Consider the following 19,057-nt stretch of genomic DNA (forward strand, 5'->3'; position numbering starts at 1 on the left):
AAAAGCTCAACCCAGTGATTTTCACTCTATAAACGGCAATATTCAGAGGGAATTCCCGTATAAATCCTATTGCGCGGTTGGAGTATCGCACAGCAATGGTGCGCCATTTCAAGCCCGGCCTATCCACCAGGCGTCCACAGCGGTGCGTCGAAGAACAACTTGCGTGCCATCCGCCGGTTGATTTCGCCGCGATGGATATCCAGGCTTAGGCTGACACGCCCGCCCTGCCCGGCCTGAATACTGGCAAATGCCTGCGCCTGGGCCTGTGCCTGAGTCTGCTTGCCCATTCGATGCTGCGCAGATGTCTTGAGGTGCGCGGCATTGAAGTGATCGTCCGGGCTGGTCTGGCGCTCATAGTGAAAGTGCGCGTAACAAAAGGCCTCGCGCGTATGCACATCGATCACCACATAGGTTTGCAGCCAATCATTGGAGCTGCCGGCCACCGCGACTCGCCCGCCTTGCCGGAATATGCTCGCCTCATGATGACTGACCAGCACATCCACGCCGGACTGGGTGGGCAGGCGTGCCTTGATAGTACTCAGTCGAGCGCGCAACCCCTGCTCGGATAAACGGCTGGCGGCGGCTCGCAGGGCATCGACCTCGGTCCTGGCGCGCGCCCGTTGGGTGGCGGCCAGGCGCGCTGGCTCGCTGTACTGCAGGTGCCGATGAAGGGTCTCGGCACACTGGCGCAACTTATCGGCACGCTGCTCCAGGATATCCTGCAGCGACTGCGGCTCGTTGGCCGTGCGCGCCATCCTCAAGACCTCGCCGATGGCTTTTTCCACCTCAGCCCGCAATGCCTGGCCCTGCTCAATCAGGCTATTGAGACCGGACATTGAACCTGCACGCGTGGCAGCCGGTTTCTTGACCGGCTCCCAGACCCCATCGGCGGCATGGGTAAACGAGGCGATTACGGTGTTCTGTGCATCCACCACCTCTGCCACCTCCGCCGGCTCTTCGCCAGTCGTTATCTTTAGCTGAGCCACATACAACTCCTGATTGCGCGTGCGGATGATGTTTTTGCGCGGCGCGCGAGGTGTCAGCTGTGTGCGTGGCGCAGGGGTCGCAGGCGCCAGGGCGGTGGACAACTCGCGGTCTGCCTCTGCGTGCAACTGGCTGAACAACTGCTGCAACTTGTCCAGGTAAACCAGGTGGAATTTATCCGGCGCCATCGCGCGCCAGAATTCGATGCGGTCATCGGTCTGGGCATAAACACGGTTGAAGCTCTCCAGCAACTCGATGCGCAGTTCAGTGCTATGGGGCGCCAACTCCTCCAGCTGCGCCTGGGATCCACTGGCCCAGCGTGCGCGCTGAATGGTGTCGTCCAAGCCTTGAAAAAAATCCTCATCCAGCCTCGGCCCTTCGGTATTGAGCGCCACCGCCCACAACGCCGTCACCTGCAGCGACTGCAATTCCAACACCGACGGACTTGTCGGCAAGCCCAGCTGCAAGGCCCGGGCCTTGTCCTGTCCGAACTTGGGAACACGCTCCAATTCCTTCAGGAAGGCAAACTCCTGGGTGCGCCAGCGGATCGCGTTCTCGTTGCTGTCCGCCAATTGCCGCAGCCCGTCGATCAGGGTCTGATGCGCCTGCAGATTGATGTCCAATGCGGCCTCTTCCTCACTCAGCGACTGCACGCGGTCCAGCAGCGGCTCCAGGCGAGTATTGATCGCGAGGGTCGTTGAGCGCGCCTCTACCAGCAACTGCTGCAGGCCGAGGATCACGCCTTCAAGCGACGTCGACAGTTCACGTTCATAACCGGCTCGGGGCTTGAGTGCCTGCAGGTCCTTGAGGCACTGCAGCTCCAGCAGCGAAGCGTCGAGTTTGTTCTGCAGCTCCTGGGTGTAGCGGCTGGCCGCCGTGGCCCGTTGCTGTGCGGTGACGCTGGCGGCGTCGCTGGTCTTGAGGGTGTAAGCCACCACCATGGCGCGGTTCGCGGTCTCGCGGCGCACGCCGTACTGGCGGTACTCCTGCTCAAGCTGCTGGCGGCGCGATTCGCTGTCCACGCCAACGCGCGGATAATCGGGCTGCCCCCCCAGCAGGCGCAGGCGCAGGTCCACCTCCCAGCCGCCAGTGTCGAGCAACTTGAGCCAAGGCCCGTTCTCGCGGCCATCGGCACTGATGACTCGCACACTGTTGTCGGTGACCCTGGCCCGGTACACGTGACCCCGCACCAGCACCTGCCATTGCGGCGGTTGCGCGGCGGCATTGAACAACACCCCGTCGAGGCGCCCGCCCACCTGCGCGCCGGGCAACCGCGCCGGCCAGGGCCGGGCGAAGGCCTTGAGGCTCAGCCGCTCGAGCCGCGCCTGCATCGCCGGTGCAAGGGTGTCACGGGCATTGCTCCAGCCACCGGCGGCGCGCAACGGCACCTCCAGCGGACCGCGAACCAACGTGGTCGGCGCGGGCCGCGGCGTCGGCTCGAACGCCGGATGCTGCAGGTCAAGGCTGGCAGGCACCTCGTGAGGTGACGCCCGATGCGCGAGGATCAGCACCAGGTTGGTCAGCAGGTCCATCACTCCCTTGGCCTGAGAGGCAGGGTCAGTCGCACTGATGGCCGGCACATCCTGGTGAACACTGTCCATCACCTGCAGCATCCATCCCACCAGCGCCACCGGCCCCCGGAGAAACGGCAACAGGCTATTGAAGAGCAACCAGCCGCCTTCCTTGAACGTCATCCAGCGCTGCTCGGCGTTGGAGACTGATTCGCGCTCTGCCAGGCTGACCAGCGCCTGCACCGTGGAGGCGAACACCCCAGGCAATGGGTCAGCGTCCAGCAGCTGTTTGCTCAGGTGCACCGGCGCAGGACGATCGGGCACAGTGAACTCATCACCCGCCAGGAAATGCTGCACATGGGGCTCCTGGAATCCGCCGTTGGCGTACACCGCCTGACGCCTCGGCGGCAGCCACGCCAGCACCGTGTCCTGCAACGGGCCTGGCGCACCGATCGCATCGAACAGCGCCTGGGCGGATGCAAACTCACGCAGGCTGGGGCTGAACAATGGCTGGTAGAGCAGGTGCGGCCCATCTTCCGAATGCCGTGGGCCAATGACATACAGATTGAGCACCGTGTCCGGCGCTGAGGTCGGCGAGGCCTTGAATGCCAACGGCCATAACGCCGCCTCCGGCTGCTGCAGCAGCGCGGCCTGCACCAGGCGATAACCGGCGTCGGTCAGGCCGTTCTCGCCCTGGAGCTTCATCTGCAACGCCAGCAGCGGCAGTTGCGCACGCAGCTGTTGGGTGAACAACGTTTCACGGCGCAGGCGTTCGGCCGAATCGTCCACCAGCTTTTGGCGCAGCAGCGCCGGGTACGCCTGGCCGATATCCACCTCGGTGACACAGCCCGTGAGCAGGGTGGCCGTCATCCAGTCGGGCGCGGCGACGCCCTTGAGTTTGATCGCCGATGGCAAGTGGGGGAACCCGCCGAGGTTCTCCAGCGCCAGGTCCGTGAGCGTCAAGGTCAGCGGGTGCACCTCGCCCGTGGCAAAGCCGCCCGGGGTCATGGCCGCCGTCACGATGTGGTAAGTCAGTTCGATGTCGTCCGGCTCGATGCCGTGGGTGCGGCGCTCCTTGCGCAGGCAGCCCTTGAGGGCCTCGGCAGCAAAGATGCGGATCGGCGCAATGCCGTCCAGGAAACCCTGCCCGCCCGCCACTACCATCGCCTGCAACGCGCCGGCGTAGGCCAGGCTGTCGGCCGCCGAGGCGTGGATCAGCCACAGCGGCAACTGGTCCTGCACGCGCAGTTGAAACGGGGTCAGCACCGACTCGAACCAGCGCGAAGGGTCGGTGATGTAATCGAGCATGGCCTGGAACTGTGCGGGCGTGCGCGGCACCGTGCGGTCGATCGCCAAGGTGTCCGCACGCTGGCGCTCGGCATAGCTGGCGGCCAGCGCATCGAAGGGGTCGCCCCAGGGGGCCTGCACAAACCACTCAAGGGCCTGGCCGGCCAGGCGGGCGTTCAGGTAGTCGGGGATCCGCGTGTCGATATCGTCCACACGCTCGAGCAGGTGAAGCCCGGTCGCAGGGCTGAACAGCCACGTGCCGAGGATCAACAGCGGCAGCATTTGCGCCGGCTGCGCAGTGCCTCGGGGCCGCACGTACACGGTGTGCACCGGCAAGGTTGCGTCGTGCAGGCTCCACTGGTGATCGGGACGACTGGCACGCATCGCCGCGCGTGGGAACGCGTCGCCAAATTGCTGCGCATTCATGCCCGGTGGTTTCGGGCTGTCATAGAGCAACGCCAGGCAATCATCCGACAAATAAGCCCAGCGCGTGGTGTTCACCGGCACCGTGCCCCGCCACCAGTCCTGCAGCTGTTCAAGCCAGGCGTCGAGCAGGCTGGGACCGAGCTGGTTGATCACTTGCTCGACGTCCGCCAGTGGCGGGCCCCCGCGCACATGGATCTCGCGTTGGTGCAGGAACACCTGGTGATAATCCTCGACATAGCGCAGCGGCTCGGCGCCGGCCAGGCACACCAGCACCTCATCGGCCAGCGGGCTGTAATGATATTGATCGTCTTGCACCGGGGTACCGATGCTCACCCCTTCGGCGCGCAGATGGAGGCTGGGGAAACGTTGATTCAGCGTGGCTTGCAGTTGCTTGAGGGCGACCTCCCGCAGTGTCGGGGGCTGGGAAAACAGACTGATGATCTGCTCGATATGGGGGCGACGCGGCGAATGTGTTGCAGACATGGCAGTGGACTTCCTTGTGACGGACGCTGAAGTGGGTCCGATAAGCCCGAACGGTAGGGAAGTACCACGACGGTCGGTGGTAACCGGATGCCCCCACGCAGACAAATTCTTCGACGGCGCCAATCAGCGTCTAAGCTTCATTCAAGTCCGATCAATCTGCCGGGATGGGATCAATCGACTATGGGCGCTTTATGGCAAACCGATTCAACCCAGGCTGCGGTTCCCACCGACAGCGCGGATGAACAGCCATTGCCACGACGCCCGCGCAGACCTGCGTACCGCTGGCGCCTGGTGTGGCTGCTGCTGGTGATCGGCCTGATCGCCGCAGGGTTTGCCGCCCAGCGCGAGATGCGCACCGCGCACTGGCAGGCGCGCGAACTCAGCCGGCTGGCGGGCACTCTCGGCTACACGCTGCAAGCCGGTGCGAGCGATGCCATCGTGTATCCCGGTGACGGCCCCTTCGACAAGCGCCTGGGCTACAGCGACCTCGATCAATTCCTGCCGCGCCTGCTCAAGCGCAATTATCAGGTGCAGAGCCAGGTGCGCTTTTCCGCGCCACTCATGACGTATGTCGGGCGCGGCCTGTTCGTGCCCTATGCCGAAAAGATCCAGGCGGGCCTGTCGATCAATGACTGCCGGGCCGAGCCGCTGTACCAGTTCACCTACCCGCAGCAGGCGTACCAGCAGTTCAGCGCGATCCCGCCAGTGGTGGTCAACAGCCTGCTGTTCATCGAGAACCGCGACCTGCTCGACCCGGCACAGCCCCAGGCCAACCCGGCGGTGGACTGGCCGCGCTTCGCCAAGGCGGCATGGTCACAAGTGGCCAGGCTGCTGCACTTGCCCGGGCAGAGCGCCGGCGGCAGTACCCTGGCCACGCAACTGGAAAAGTACCGCCACTCCCCCGACGGCCTGACCCTGTCCGGCGGCGAGAAACTGCGCCAGATGTTTTCCGCCAGCGTGCGCGCCTATCAGGCCGGCCCGCAAACCTTGCAGGCCCGGCAGAATATCGTGCGCGATTACCTCAATAGCGTGCCGCTGTCGGCCGTGCCCGGTCATGGTGAAGTGCATGGCATGGCCGAAGGTTTGCGGGTGTGGTACGGCGCCGACTTTGACAAAACCAACGCCCTGCTCGCCGAACCCGGCACGCAACACCTCGCGCAAAAAGGCATGGCACTGCGCGAAGTGTTGTCGTTGATGATTGCCCAACGCCGGCCTTCGCATTACTTGTCCAAGGGCCGCGACGAATTGACGAGCCTGACCGACAGCCATATCCGCCTGCTGGAGCAGAACGGCGTGGTCGAGCCGGCCCTGGCCAAGGCCGCGCTGGCGAGCAAGATCAGCTACCGCGACTGGCTGCAGCAACCGACGCTGCAACCGATTGAAACCAACAAAGGCATCAGCGTCGCGCGCAGTCGCCTGGCCGCCCTGCTCAACCGTCCGCTGTACGACCTTGACCGCCTCGACCTGTCCGCCACCAGCACCCTGCAAAATGACCTGCAGACCCAGGCCACCGCCTACCTCAAGCACCTGGCCGACCCCGCCTTCGCCGGCCAGCTCGGCCTGCTCGGCCCGCGTCTGTTGACGCCCGCCAGCACCGCCCAGGTGCGCTACAGCTTCACGCTGTATGAGATGACCGGTGACGGCGCCCGCGTGCGGGTGCAGACCGACAACACCGACCAGCCCTTCGATATCAACGAGAGCAGCAAGCTGGAACTCGGTTCCACGGCCAAGCTGCGCGTGCTCACCACCTACCTGCAAATCATCAGCGAGCTGCACGACCGTTACGCCGGCCAGACGCCTGCGGCCTTGAAGAAAGTCGACATCGACGAACAGGATCGCCTGTCGCGCTGGGCAGTGGACTACCTGGCGCAAAACAGCGACCAGAGCCTGCCGAAGATGCTCGATGCGGCGCTTGACCGGCAGTATTCCGCCAGCCCCGGCGAGAGCTTTTTTACCGGTGGCGGGATGCATCACTTTCACAACTTTCGCAACGAAGACAACGGCCGCAGCCCGAGCTTGCGCGACGCCCTGCGCGAGTCGATCAACCTGCCGTTCATTCGCCTGATGCGCGACCTGGTGCGCTACAGCACCTATCACGGCGCCAACAACAGTGCCGAGCTGCTCAAGGACGACAGCGATCCACGTCGCCAGGAATACCTGGCCCAGTTCGCCGACCGCGAAGGCACCACCTTCCTGCTGCGCTTCTGGAAAAAGTACCGCAACAAGGACACCCAGGCCCGGCTCGACACCTTCCTGGACGGCATGCGCCCAACCGCCATGCGCCTGGCCGCCGTGCACCGTTACCTGCTGCCGCAGGCCAGCCAGGACAGTTTCAACCGCTTTGTCCGGGCGCACCTGAACACGCAAAAAGCCTCGGAAAAACTCACCGACGAACGCCTGGCCAAGCTCTATAAAGATTACGGCCCTGGCGCCTACGACCTGCCGGACCAAGGCTATATCGCCAAGGTCCACCCGCTGGACTTGTGGTTGCTCGGCTACCTGTTGAACCATCCCGACGCCACCTTCACCCAGGCCGTCGCCGCCAGCGAGCATGAGCGCCAGGAAGTCTACGGCTGGCTGTTCAAGAGCCGGCACAAAAGCGCCCGCGACAGCCGTATCCGCACCATGCTGGAGATCGAAGCGTTCCTGGATATTCATCAGCGCTGGCAGGCGGTCGGCTACCCGTTCGACCATCTGGTGCCGTCCCTGGCCACCGCCATCGGCAGCTCGGGCGACCGCCCGGCGGCGCTGGCGGAACTGGTCGGCACCATCCTCAACGACGGCATACGCGAGCCGACGCTGCGCATCGACAGCCTGCACTTTGCCGCCGACACGCCGTATGAAACCCGGCTGGTGAACAACCCCGACAAAGGCAAGCGGGTGATGCCCAGCGAAGTTGCCACCGCATTGCGTGGGGCGTTGTCGCAGGTGGTGGATGCGGGTACGGCGAAACGCGTGTCGGGCAGTTTCAAACTGGCCGACGGCACACCGCTGGCCATGGGCGGCAAGACTGGCACCGGCGACAACCGTATCGAGGCGATCGGCGCCGGTGGACGCATCCTCAGCTCCAAGGCGATCAACCGCACGGCGACCTTTGTGTTCTACATCGGCGACCGGCATTTCGGCACCCTCACCGCCTTCGTCCCCGGCAGCGGCGCGCAGAATTTCACCTTTACCTCGGCGTTGCCGGTGCAGGTGCTCAAGGGCATGGCACCGGTGCTGATGCCTTACCTGCAACCGGGCAGCCATACCTTGTGCACCCCCGCCACGATGGCGGTCACCGAAGGCGGTAGCCGGCTGTTTTCGAGGTGACATTTGTTGAACGGAAGGCGCGGTTATCCGGCCTGTCCGACCCAGTATTCAAACTTATTCTCGGCCCCTGGCCTCAATAGACTGAAGCGCTTTCATGGCTCTTTTCAGGATCTGTTGCATGGTCGTCATTTCCCCTGTCCCGTTCAATACAGCGTTTCAAGGTCGGCACTATCCGCTGCTCAAGCATGCCTTGCCGCCCTGGCTCAAAAGCACCTCCCTGGCACGCCTGCACGCCTTGCGCGCCGTCGGGCTCAAGGATCCCGCGCCGTACCCCCACGCCACGCCGGACCAGCACGCCGGCCTCAAGCAGGCGATTGCCGACCACTGGGACACCCTCAACACCCTCGACCAGCGGCTGCAGAAGCTCAATGACGTATATGCCTACGCCGAACGGGTGCTGGGCAGCGCCTTGCTGGCGGACTACGGCCCGATCGATGTGAGAAATACCTTCCTGCGCGTGTATGTCAAAGCCACCAGCGCCTGGTGGGTGCATGACTTCAAGCAAGCCGTGACCAGCCGCACGGTGTCCCTGCTGGACGCGGCGCTGCACAACTTTGCCGCCTCAGAACGTTTCGTCGACTATGCCTTCCTGTCCGCCGCCGATGCCCGTGGCCAGCAACGCAGCTTGACGTTCAAGCACAAGGCCAATGGCACCGCCCTCACTGCCGAGCGCTTCAAGCAACTGTGTCGTGGCCTGGACATCGGCCGCCATTACCGCGAGCACCTGAAGATCGTCATGGGGGTCTACACCCCCACGGTCGCCCGCGACCTGCGCCGGCAAGTGATCGACCAGCACAAAGCCGGGTTGAAAGCCGCCGCCCACCTGGCGCTGGTCAAGGGCGATATTGCCCAGGATGCCTGCACCGCCGTGCTGGGGCTGATCAATGGAAACTCGACACTGCGCCTCGACGGCCAGACCCTGGCCGCCCATACCCTGGACATGATGAACAGCCGGCTCACCGGCATCCTGCTGTTCTGCGCGACGCCGCCCTCGGCAGCGCGGGTGATCGCCTATGTGCCGGACGACCCAGAGCACCCGCTCAAGCAATACCCGACGCCGATGGCCTTCATGACGCAAGTGACCCGCCAGTTGCGGGATGCCGAGCACTACCAGGTGTTCTTCAGCCGGTTTGTCGACCATGACCAGCGCGGCTTTTTTTTCGCCAACCTCAACACCCGCCTGAGCCGGGTGCAGTGGCGCATCAAAGCGCCCACCGACAGCCAGCCCACCTGGCAAGACACACCGCTGGACAACCCCCACCTGCAATTTCATGTGCAGCCCATCGCGGCTGACCACCCCAACCGCGCTGGCAACGGCGGCGCAGATGACCTGTGGCACTACCGCTACCGGGTGCACCTGAACAAGGTGCTCAACGATGCCCAGGACATCGCCGTTTCCACCCTTCGCGCCGATACCCTGGCGCGCCAGGCCTGGTGGGACAACCTGGGGAAAATCCTCGGCGACCTCTTCAACGCCGCCCTGCAGGTACTCACGCCGTTTGTGCCGGGGTTGGGCGAAGTGATGCTCGCCTACACCGCCTACCAGATCACCGACGAGGTGTTCGAAGGTGTGGTCGATTGGGCCCAGGGCCGAGGCGCAGAGGCGGCGGATCATCTGCTCGGGGTGGCGCAGGACTTTGTCCAGTTCGGCCTGTTCGCCGCCGGTACCACCTTGGCCGCGCCACTGCGCCTGAAACTCTCGGCGTTCGTCGAAGGGCTCCAGCCGGTGCAGAGTGCAGACGGTCGTCAACGCCTGTGGAACCCTGACCTTGCGCCCTATGTCGACGACCAGGGCACACTCGATCCCGCGCAACGGCTGATACACGAAGGCGCGCAGTATCGGGTGCAACACGCGCGCATCGTCCACCCACGCCGCCCGCAAGCGTATCGACCACAGCTGTATCGCCGGGCCAACGGGATTGTCGTGCATGAAGCCGACCAGCCGCAGACCTGGGACAGCCGCACGTTGATGCGCCGCCTCGGGCCCAGGGTCGCGGCCTTCAGCGATGAGCAACTGGAACGCATCCGCCTCACCAGTGGCTGCGATGACGACGTGCTACGCGGCGCGTATCTGCAGGACCAGCCGCTGCCACCGCTGCTCGCCGACACGCTCAACCGCTTCGAGGCCTACGCCAGCGCGCAGTCGGCCAGTGATCAGATCCGCACGGGCATGCCGCTGGACCCGGCTGCCGCCTGGTTCGAGCAAACCGTTACCGAACTCGAGGGCTGGCCACAGGACAAGGCCCTGGAAGTGTTCCTCAGCCCCAGCCTGAGCGGCGACTCCCACCGCTATGGCCGGCTCGACGCCGCCCCGGCGGACACTCTCAAGATGAGTGTGGCGCAGGTGATGTCCGGGCAGTTGCCGGAGCGGGTGCTGGGGTTTCTCGATGAAGCCCAGGCGCGCCTGCTGCTCGGCGCCCAGGTGCCCAAGGCTGGGCAAGTGCAGCACTTGCGCGAGCTGTTGGCCACCTACGTCACCCGCCAGGCCCCCGAGATCGGCCAGTACGCCCACCATGTGCGTGAGCTGTCCGATGAGCCGGGCATCCGCCTGCTGCGCGAGCATTTCCCGCAGATGGACTCCAGCGTCGCACGCGCTCTGCTCGACAGTGCTGATGCCGCCGAGCGCAGCCTGATGCTGGACCACCGGCGCCTGCCGCTGCGCTTGGAAAATCTGGCGCGCGAACTGAATTTCGCCGCCGGCACCAGCCACGCCTATGAAAGTTTCTACTTCCCCTGGCGCCAGACCGCCGACAGCGAACGCATGCTGCTCAATACCCTGAAGCGGCACAGCGACTTCTTCGCCGACCTGCACCTGCAGATTCGCCAGCACACCGCCGACGGTCCGCTGCGCTGCGAGGCCGGCCCCGTCAACGCCGGCACCCGGCGCATCCTGGTCAGGAAGGACACCCTGGGCTATGAGGTCCGCGACGGCGCCCACCGCAAGCTGCACGGCCCCGACACCCTGTACGAAGCCCTGTTGCACGCCGCGCCCGCCGATAGCCGCCAGGCGGTCGGGCTTTCACCCGGCCAAGGCGAGGGCCTGCGTCACTGGCTGCTGACCACCCTGGAACCGCTGGCCGAACGCCGCAGCGCGCTGGCCCAACCCCCCGTGCGCAGCCAGGCTGACGAGGAGACACTGAAGCTGCTCGGCTCCCCCGCGCCTGCGCGCACACCGAAGCTGGTCGTCATGAGTGAGCAGGTGGTGATCCTGAACGCCTTGAAAACCGTGTTTACGCACCAGAGCGAGGCGCACATCCTGGCCTTTATGGAAAAAGTCGGCAGCGAGCACCTCAGCCCCCGCGTCAACCAACTGATCGTCGACCATTACCGCCTGGACGCTGACCTGGCGCACTGGTCGCGCCAGCCAGGCAACCATCCGCCGGACAGGGAGCTTGAGTTGCGCCTGTTCATTCGCGGCAAACTCCTTGAATGCTGGCAGGATCAGATCCGCGCCTATACCGAACCCTCCGGCACGCGCCTGGATCTGAGCGGCATAACGCTGCCCGATACCCTGCCACCGCTGCGCGCCGACTTCAGCCATGTCACCCGGCTGAACCTGATCCACAGTCAGTTCAACGCGGACCATGGTGAGTTCCTGCAACACTTCCCGCAGCTGTCCACCCTGTATCTGGCGGATAACCCGCTGTCCCGCCTGCCGGAAGCGATCCGCGACCTGCGCCACCTGGAAAACCTCGACCTGGCCTGGTGCCCGCTGGCGTTGCAGGCGGTGGATGTCACCCGCCTGAAAAACCTGCGCTACCTGCGGCGCCTGAAGCTCAACAACACCCGCAGCCACAGGGCCCCGGATATCGGGCGCATGCGCGACCTGGTTCACCTGGATCTCAGCCACAGCCCTGTCGCGCAGTGGCCCGATGGGCTGTTCGAGGTGCCCCGGTCCTCGCGGTTTGTCCTCAACCTGCAGGGCACCGCCATCACCCACGTGCCCGAGGTGGCCCTGGGCAGTGCCGAGGCCCGGCTTGTCGCCGCGACCTACCTCAATCGCGCCGCACTCGACGCCCTGCAGCGTGAACGGTTCAAGGCCTACCGCGCGTCAGTCGGGCTGGATCCCGAGCGCACCTATGAACCCCAGGGCGACAGCACGCCGTGGCTGGACTACCTGTCACCGCAAGGCCAGGACGACGCCCGCAAAGTCTGGGATGCGCTGGAGCACGAACACGGCTCCCAGGGATTGTTCGAGGTGATCAAGGCCCTGGAAATACCGGAGCGGTTCCAGACAGATGAAGATCAGCAACGCTACCGCGCCAACCACCGCACCCTGACCCGGCAGGTCTGGACCCTGCTGCAGGCGGCCGCCGTCGACACCCCGCTGCGCAATCGGCTGTTCGAGATCGCCAGTTTCCCCGGCAATTGCCCGGATGCCGGCACGCAGATCTTCAACGAAATGGGGGTCGAGGTGCTGCTCTACCAGATCGAGCACCAGGCGCCGACGCCAGAGGCCCATGAGCGGCAACTGGTCACCCTGGTCAAGGGCCGTGCGCGCCTGCAACAGCTCAACGAGGTGATCCGGGCCGACGTTCAACAGCGCCTGGCGCCGGTCGCCCAAGGAGGCCAGGGCTTGCGGTTTCTCACCGAGGTCGTCGACGGCGTGGCCGGCCAGGTGGATGAAGTGGAAATCTACCTGGCTTACCAGACCGCCCTCGCCGAGCGCCTGGACCTGCCGTGGATCGCCGAGCACATGCTCTACCGCAGCATCGCCGGGGTCAGCGACGCACAGATCGACGCGGCGTATGCCAAAGTACTTGAGCTTGGCGAGGGCGACGGCCTGGTCAACCGCATGCTGCTCGACGCGCACTGGTGCGAGTGGCTGCAACGTCGCTATGCCGGCCAATATGCCGAACAGCAGCAGTGGCTCAAGGCGCAACACAACCGCTTGTTCGACCTGCTGGAGTTGGGCGAACAGTGGCCGCAGACACCCGACACCGCAGCGCTGCAAACACAGGTCGATGCCCTGGCCAGTGAGCTGGGCATGAGCGGACTGAACCCCGCCGACCCGGCGGCATTCCAGGCCGCCTGCGAAAAACGCGAGGAAGAACTGGGCGACATCGCCCAGGCGTGGATGCGTGACCGCACCCGCGCAGCGCTGATGGCGGCGCGCACCTTACGCAATCGCCCTAGCCGCTGATCTCGATGACACTCTCGGTGGTGCCTTCCACCAGGAAGAACCGATAGATCCTCCCGGCCTGTTTTTCAAAGCTGAAGACCCGGCCGGGGAAGATATGGTTCTTGGTGGTGGGCGCGCAAACGGTGCGGTCATTCACCGCACAATCCTTGAACTCATCCACCACTACCACGGTGTTGCCGGCATTGCGCAAGGTGTAGGTGCGGCCGCCGTTCTCGACACGGGTATCGAAGCGGCTGTCCGTGGGCCGCACAAAGAACACCGTGCCGTAGCCCGCCATTACCTGCACGCCGCCCGCCAGGGTATTTTCGTAGGCCTGGCGGTCTTCATCGTTCAGCCCGAAGCCGTCATCTTTATCGGGTGCCACCGGCAGGTAGCGCACGCGGAAATAGCGCTCGCGATCGCGCTCGCCAATGAACACCAGGCGCGTGCTCTGCATGCCGTCCGCCGGCACGATCAGGCGCGCCGGGCTGGCGATCAGGCCATTGCGCACGCTGCCGTCGGCCTCGACCCGAAGCGGCACTTCCTCATAGCTGCCGTCCGGTTTGTAGAGCATCTCGCTGACGTTGACCTTGACGAAGGCGGTCTGGGTGCCGCCGTTGAAGATGCGCTTCAGGTAGGTACTTTTATCGCCGCGCAAATAGTCGTAGAAATCACCGACATTGATGTTCGGCCCGGCGTGGGCGTTCAGGGAACACAGCAGCAAACCCAGGGTTGCACATAAAGACTTCATCACCACTCCTCGAAAAACCATCACGGCCGTACCGCATCGAACAGCAACTCGACGCTGCCGTAGTACTCACCCGGGGTAAACCCCTCCGCCGGCTCGACCGCCGAGATATCCAGCAGCACCCGCTTGCCCTGGCTGGCCTCGGCCTGCGGCACCACCAGGGTGTCAGCCAGGCCCAGCACCTGGCCGTTGAAGGTCACGCTCAAGTCGATGTAGGTACGCCCGCCGTTGAACAGCATCGGCAGCGCGCCCAGCCGTGCGTTGATGCCGCCCGCCGAACTCTTCACGTCAAAGTGTTCGCGCACCGGTCGCAGGCGTCCCGGCACCGGGTCCCAGACCATCTGTTGCTCACGTTCGAAGAAGCCGGGGTTGATCGGCAGTACATAAAAATCCTGGGTGGGGATGGTCACCGACACGTCAAACACGTGCTCTTCACGGATCGCCAGGGCTTGGGTACTGAGCAACGCGAGCACCATCAGCAGCAGCGCCGCCGACATGACCTTGCACCTTCTGCACGCACGGTATGCGCGTGCCTGGGCTATTTCACTGACCATCAGCCTTTGACCTCATAGGGTGTTTTCTCGCTGCCCTCGATCAGGGTAAAGCGATAGGTACGCCCGGCCTGCCTGGTAAAACCGAAGGCACGACCCGGCAAAATGTGATGCTTGGTCACCGGTCGGCAGTCCTGGCTATCGCCGCTGGCGCAGTCCTTGAACTCATCGACCACCACCACACTGTTACCGTCGTTATGCAGCCCGTACTCAACGGGTTGCTCATCGACACGGGTGGCAAACCGCGTGACCTTGGGCCGCACGAAAAACACCGTGCCGAACCCGGCCAGCACCGTGACCCCGGCCGACAGGCGAGTCTTGTAGGCGTCACGCTCCTCCTCCGACACGGCGAATTCGTCGTCCTGCTCGGGCATCACCGGCACAAAACGCACGCGAAAGTAGCGCTCTTTTTCCCGCTCGCCGAGGTACAGCAAGCGCGTGCCCTGCACGCCATTGGCCGGCACGATCAGGCGTGACGGCGTGGCCATCAGGCCATCGCGGACACCGGTCTGGACATCGCTCTTGAGCTCGACTTCCGCGGAACCGCCGTCGCTGTCGTAGAGGATTTCCATCACCGCGACCTTGATGAAGGCCGTGCTGTCACCACTGTTGAACACCCGTTTCAGGTAGGTACTTTTATCGGCGTCCAGGTAGTCATAAAACACCCCGACATTGATATTCGGAGCCGCCGGTACCGACTGCGGCAACCAGCACAGCGCACACAGCGCCAACACATGTTTCATTGTCATGAGCCTCATCTAGAGATCCGAATCCCAAATCACCGAAACCTGGCCCGCATACGTGCTGCCGCCGCGCTCGACCATCTGGTCGGCGTATGGCTTCTGGACCTCGAAGTGCAAGGTGCCGGGTCGCCGGCTGACATAAAACCCTGGCTGGAACTGCTCGGTACCGGCGCCGCTCAATAACAGCGGCTGACGAATCACGGCGCCGCCGTCTTCACGGTTCAGGCCATGGGGCAGGCTGACGCTGACATCCACCGGCACTTCGTGGCCATCGGTGGTGTTGCGCAGGGCGCAGGTGTCCCCGATGACACGCTCGCAGGCCATCTGCATCTTGAAACGCGATGAAGCGGAGATGTGGAAGGTCTGGTCACGGAACAGCCGTGCGGGTTTGCGGCCCTGGCTGAGCCAGGCTTGCCAGCCACCCTGGGGCACCAGCTCGATTCGGTTGCCACCGGGCGGCACGTCGACCTTCAGGTCGTGCTCCACGCTCAAGGTGAAGTTGAGAGTGAGGGCGTTTTTCGAGGGCATCATGACGTCACCGAAATCGTAATCGCCGCCCGGGCCCATGCTGTAGGTGATGCTGCCGGTGTACAGCCCACTGGACATGCCCAACGGGTTGGGCGTGCGCAGTTCGTAGGCGTACTCCATGGTGTTGACGCTCATCCTGAGCAGATCCTCGGACGGTTTCCGGCTGCAAGGGCCAGCACCTTCAGGCGTCAGCCAGAAGTACGAAGCAGACGCGGTACCTGCTGCAAGGTGGTTGGTGCTTTGGCAAGGTGAAGGCGCAGACCGCCACTGCGTAGACCAGCCGACCCCTGGCTGCGCCCACCCCGACACGCCAGGCGGTCGAGGGATCGACCAAAACCCGCCGATGCCGGCGATCCGCACTTGAACGATCTCGGTTTCCTGGGTGGCGGTATGCGTTACGGTCAAATCACGCCAATCGGACGGCACCTTGACCATGAAGCCCTGGCGCTCCTGCTCATGATTGGCAATGATCGGCGCATTGCTGGCGATCCTGAGGTTCACATCCCGCAGGCTGAAAATCCCCATCGCCTTGCAGCGCGCTGCAATGTGGTAACCGCAGATCGAACTGATCGGCGTGGTGTTCTCGAACTTGTTCACCATAGGGTTGCTGGGGTCCGGCCGGAAGCGCGCAGTGATGTCCTCGTCAGCCAACGTCGCGAAGGAACACAGCAGCATCGCCGTGCCCGTGGTGCGTAAAAGGAAGCTGTTCATAACCTTGGGTTTTCTCGTCATCATGCTCAACCGGCAATCTGTTCAGTGGCGGTGGACTCGGCCAACGTGTCCGGCGTGCAGCGCAAATCACCGATCATCAGCAGGTTGTTTTCACTGCGGGCCTTGGAAGGGTCGAGCCGGAACTGGCAGAGCAACTGGTTATTGCGGCGCACTTCCAGGGTCGGTGAACTGGCGTTCATTTCCAGCGAGAAGAACCCGTCGACCTCGCTCACCCCACGGGTGGCGTGATTGATGACGTGCAGGCCCTTGAGCGGTTTGCCCTGGGGATCGACCAGGCGGCCGAGCACGGTGACGGTTTGCATCACGCTGATCTTGCGGTACTCCACCCCGCCCTTGTTCAGGTGGTAGCGCGTGCGCGGCGGCTGGATCGAGGCCGACGGCGCATGGTTGCCGTCGAAGTCGAAACTCACCGAGCTGCCCTTGTAGGCAGTGATCGGGATGAAGTTGCGACCGGGACGCAAGGCCGTGCTGCCGCCACTCAGGTCGTCGGCACGCAGGGCGATGTCGTCGACATCGGTCTCCACGTCCACGATCAGCCCGGAGCCGTTGCCGTGGTACTGGCTGGTCATCACCATCTTTTGCTGGCCGACGGCGAACGTGCTGTCCAGGTTCAGGCCGCCACTCAAGTCGTCGTTGAACGAGGAGCGCTGCAGGTAGCCGTCACCGTTGACATACTCGTTTTCAAAACTGGCCATGCCGGACAAACCGATGCCGTAGGTGTCGGTGGTTGTCGTGGCGGACACGCTTTGCAGCAGGTGGTCCTGCAGGTCCTTGCGGTACGTCAGCGAAGCGTTGTTGTCCCGGGTGCCGTCGCGAGAAGTCCGCGTGCCGATGCTGGCGGACCATTGCTCGCCCGGCGCGCCGAGGGCCAGGCTGATGCTCAGGTCGACCCCGCGATTGCGCTGCTCGCCCGTGGCGAAGCTGGCAGGCCGGTCAAACACCGACACGCGCCAGTTGGCGTCGTTGCCGAACAGGTGGGTACGTTCGGTCCAACCCAGGTCCAGGCCGACACCTTCGTTGTTGCCCTCGCTGTAGAACAGCCGGGCATTGATGGAGCGCAGGTTGCTCAGGCGGTGGTTGACCGAAATCGACGAATTGCTGGTCTGCCCGATGAACACGTCGCGCTGACGAATGCGCGTGCCGTCGGGCAGGGTTTCGTAGGTGTTGCGGGTGTCGAGCCAGCTGCGCGTGTGGTTGAACACCACGCTGCCCAGGCCGTAGTTGTACAGGCCATTGAAGTCGAGGCCGGTGCCGTATTTTTCCGTCCAGTAGACGTTGGCATACAGGCTGGCCTGGTCGGCAAGGGTCCAGTCGAACGAGGTGCCGTACTGCATGTTGTCCTTGACCTGGCGCCCGGACACCCCCAGCACCACACGCGGATGCGCCAGGTAGTTGAGGGAGACGCCGGCAGTCGGGTTGCCGCTGCTCTGCTCGTCGAAGTTGCTCAGCAGCTTGCTTTCCTGGCCGGCGAACAGGTTGTAGCGCCAGCGCTCGTCGTGGTTGCGCCAGTTGTTGGGTTTGTACACCAACTCCTGGGTGGTGCTGGTGATCTGGCCGTCTTCCACCAGGCGCACTTCCACTTCATAGATGCCGCCGGGCAGGGGCCGCGTGTCGAGGCTGTGCAAGCCGCTGCCGACCGGCTGCGTGTTGATCAGCAGGCCATTGCGATAAATCTCCACCGACGCCTGACGGCTGGCGGTGACGTAGATCGGGTACACCGCAGGCTTGGCGTTGCTGATCACCAGGCTGTCGGAACTGCCGTACATCACGCCGACGGCGGTGTCGGGGCTGGCACCAAAGGTGCGCAGTTGGCGCGTCAGGCCTTCGGCATTGGGCGTGAAGTAACCCAGGCGCAGGAAGTTGCCTTCCAGCTCACGCTGGGTGTAGAGCGCGTACACCGCGTGGTTGAGGTCATCGTCATCGGGGCCGCCAAGGCGCGAGAACTGCATGTTCAGCGTCTGGCTCCACAGGCCCAGGCTACTGCTGGCGTCGACGCCGAAGCGCCCGCCGAGGTCCTGGCCTTCGCCGCCGCTGAGGTTCAACTGGTTGCGCACGATCAGGCCGGTGCTGCCGCCGGTGGGCAGGAAGTAATAACGCTGCTCCTGGGCATCACGCTCGGCGTTTTCGGTGAGCAGGGACACCGTGGAGTTTTCCAGGTTGTAGTGCACAGCCATGAGCCCCGAGGGGCAGTTGCTGGCGCAGGCACCGAGCGCCACACCCTGCTTCAGGTAATCGGCCCAGTGGTCGCGCTCTTCATCCTTGATGACGCTGCCGTCGTGGTCGGTAAAGTCGAGCAGGGTCAGGCGGTCGTCACGGGTCAGGACAATCATTGCCTCGGAGACAAACTCCTGGTCCAGTTCAACCCTGACGGCCAGGGGGACATCAAAAAAGTGCTCTTCAAAGTCCGCCGGCAATCCCTTGGCCTGGGAAAGCAAACTACGCGGTGTTGTGCCTTCGGCGGTACCTGCCGCCAACGCGCCCGCACAAAACAACAAGGCAAGCGCTGCCGCGATGGAAGTCATCGGGAACATGAACGGAATACTCTGATTTCGGACTTCAAACGCAAAACCGGTCGACCGACAGCGACTGCCTGTCGACCGGTATCGCTACCCAACAATAAGCCGGTGCTG

General features: G+C 64.1%; 8 protein-coding genes. 2 read left to right on the forward strand and 6 right to left on the reverse strand.

Annotation, left to right across the window (positions count from 1 at the left end; genetic code table 11):
- Positions 1 to 119: 119 nt before the first annotated feature.
- Positions 120 to 4,691: a hypothetical protein gene (locus C9990_RS25665; RefSeq protein WP_106805037.1), complete on the reverse strand. Its 4,572-nt coding sequence runs from the start codon at positions 4,689 to 4,691 to the stop codon at positions 120 to 122.
- 180 nt (positions 4,692 to 4,871) lie between these two features.
- On the opposite strand from C9990_RS25665, the gene C9990_RS25670 reads away from it, so the two are divergent.
- Positions 4,872 to 8,003, forward strand: coding sequence for a transglycosylase domain-containing protein (locus C9990_RS25670; protein ID WP_106805038.1), 3,132 nt, complete (start codon positions 4,872 to 4,874; stop codon positions 8,001 to 8,003).
- Between the two features lie 118 nt (positions 8,004 to 8,121).
- The gene (locus tag C9990_RS25675; RefSeq protein WP_106805039.1) at positions 8,122 to 13,146 is read left to right on the forward strand and encodes an NEL-type E3 ubiquitin ligase domain-containing protein; all 5,025 of its coding nucleotides are present in this window, start codon (positions 8,122 to 8,124) and stop codon (positions 13,144 to 13,146) included.
- On the opposite strand, the gene C9990_RS25680 is transcribed toward C9990_RS25675, so the two are convergent.
- Genes C9990_RS25680 through C9990_RS25700 form a run of 5 tightly spaced genes read right to left on the reverse strand, consistent with a single transcriptional unit; the run spans position 13,136 to position 18,958 of the window.
- Complete coding sequence (locus tag C9990_RS25680; protein WP_106805040.1) at positions 13,136 to 13,876, reverse strand: pilus assembly protein; 741 nt, start codon at positions 13,874 to 13,876, stop codon at positions 13,136 to 13,138. The genes C9990_RS25675 and C9990_RS25680 overlap by 11 nt on opposite strands.
- Positions 13,877 to 13,896: 20 nt before the next feature.
- On the reverse strand, positions 13,897 to 14,370 hold the full coding sequence (locus tag C9990_RS25685) for a CS1 type fimbrial major subunit (RefSeq protein ID WP_106805041.1): 474 nt from the start codon (positions 14,368 to 14,370) through the stop codon (positions 13,897 to 13,899).
- A gap of 56 nt (positions 14,371 to 14,426) precedes the next feature.
- Complete coding sequence (locus tag C9990_RS25690) at positions 14,427 to 15,167, reverse strand: pilus assembly protein (protein ID WP_106805042.1); 741 nt, start codon at positions 15,165 to 15,167, stop codon at positions 14,427 to 14,429.
- Between the two features lie 15 nt (positions 15,168 to 15,182).
- Positions 15,183 to 16,406 (reverse strand): hypothetical protein, encoded by a 1,224-nt coding sequence (locus tag C9990_RS25695; protein ID WP_106805043.1) that lies wholly within the window; start codon positions 16,404 to 16,406, stop codon positions 15,183 to 15,185.
- A gap of 26 nt (positions 16,407 to 16,432) precedes the next feature.
- On the reverse strand, positions 16,433 to 18,958 hold the full coding sequence (locus C9990_RS25700; protein ID WP_106805044.1) for a CS1-pili formation C-terminal domain-containing protein: 2,526 nt from the start codon (positions 18,956 to 18,958) through the stop codon (positions 16,433 to 16,435).
- Positions 18,959 to 19,057: the final 99 nt, after the last annotated feature.

It is taken from the genome of Pseudomonas sp. S5D5, from assembly GCF_003013355.1.
GTDB lineage: Bacteria > Pseudomonadota > Gammaproteobacteria > Pseudomonadales > Pseudomonadaceae > Aquipseudomonas > Aquipseudomonas aylmerensis.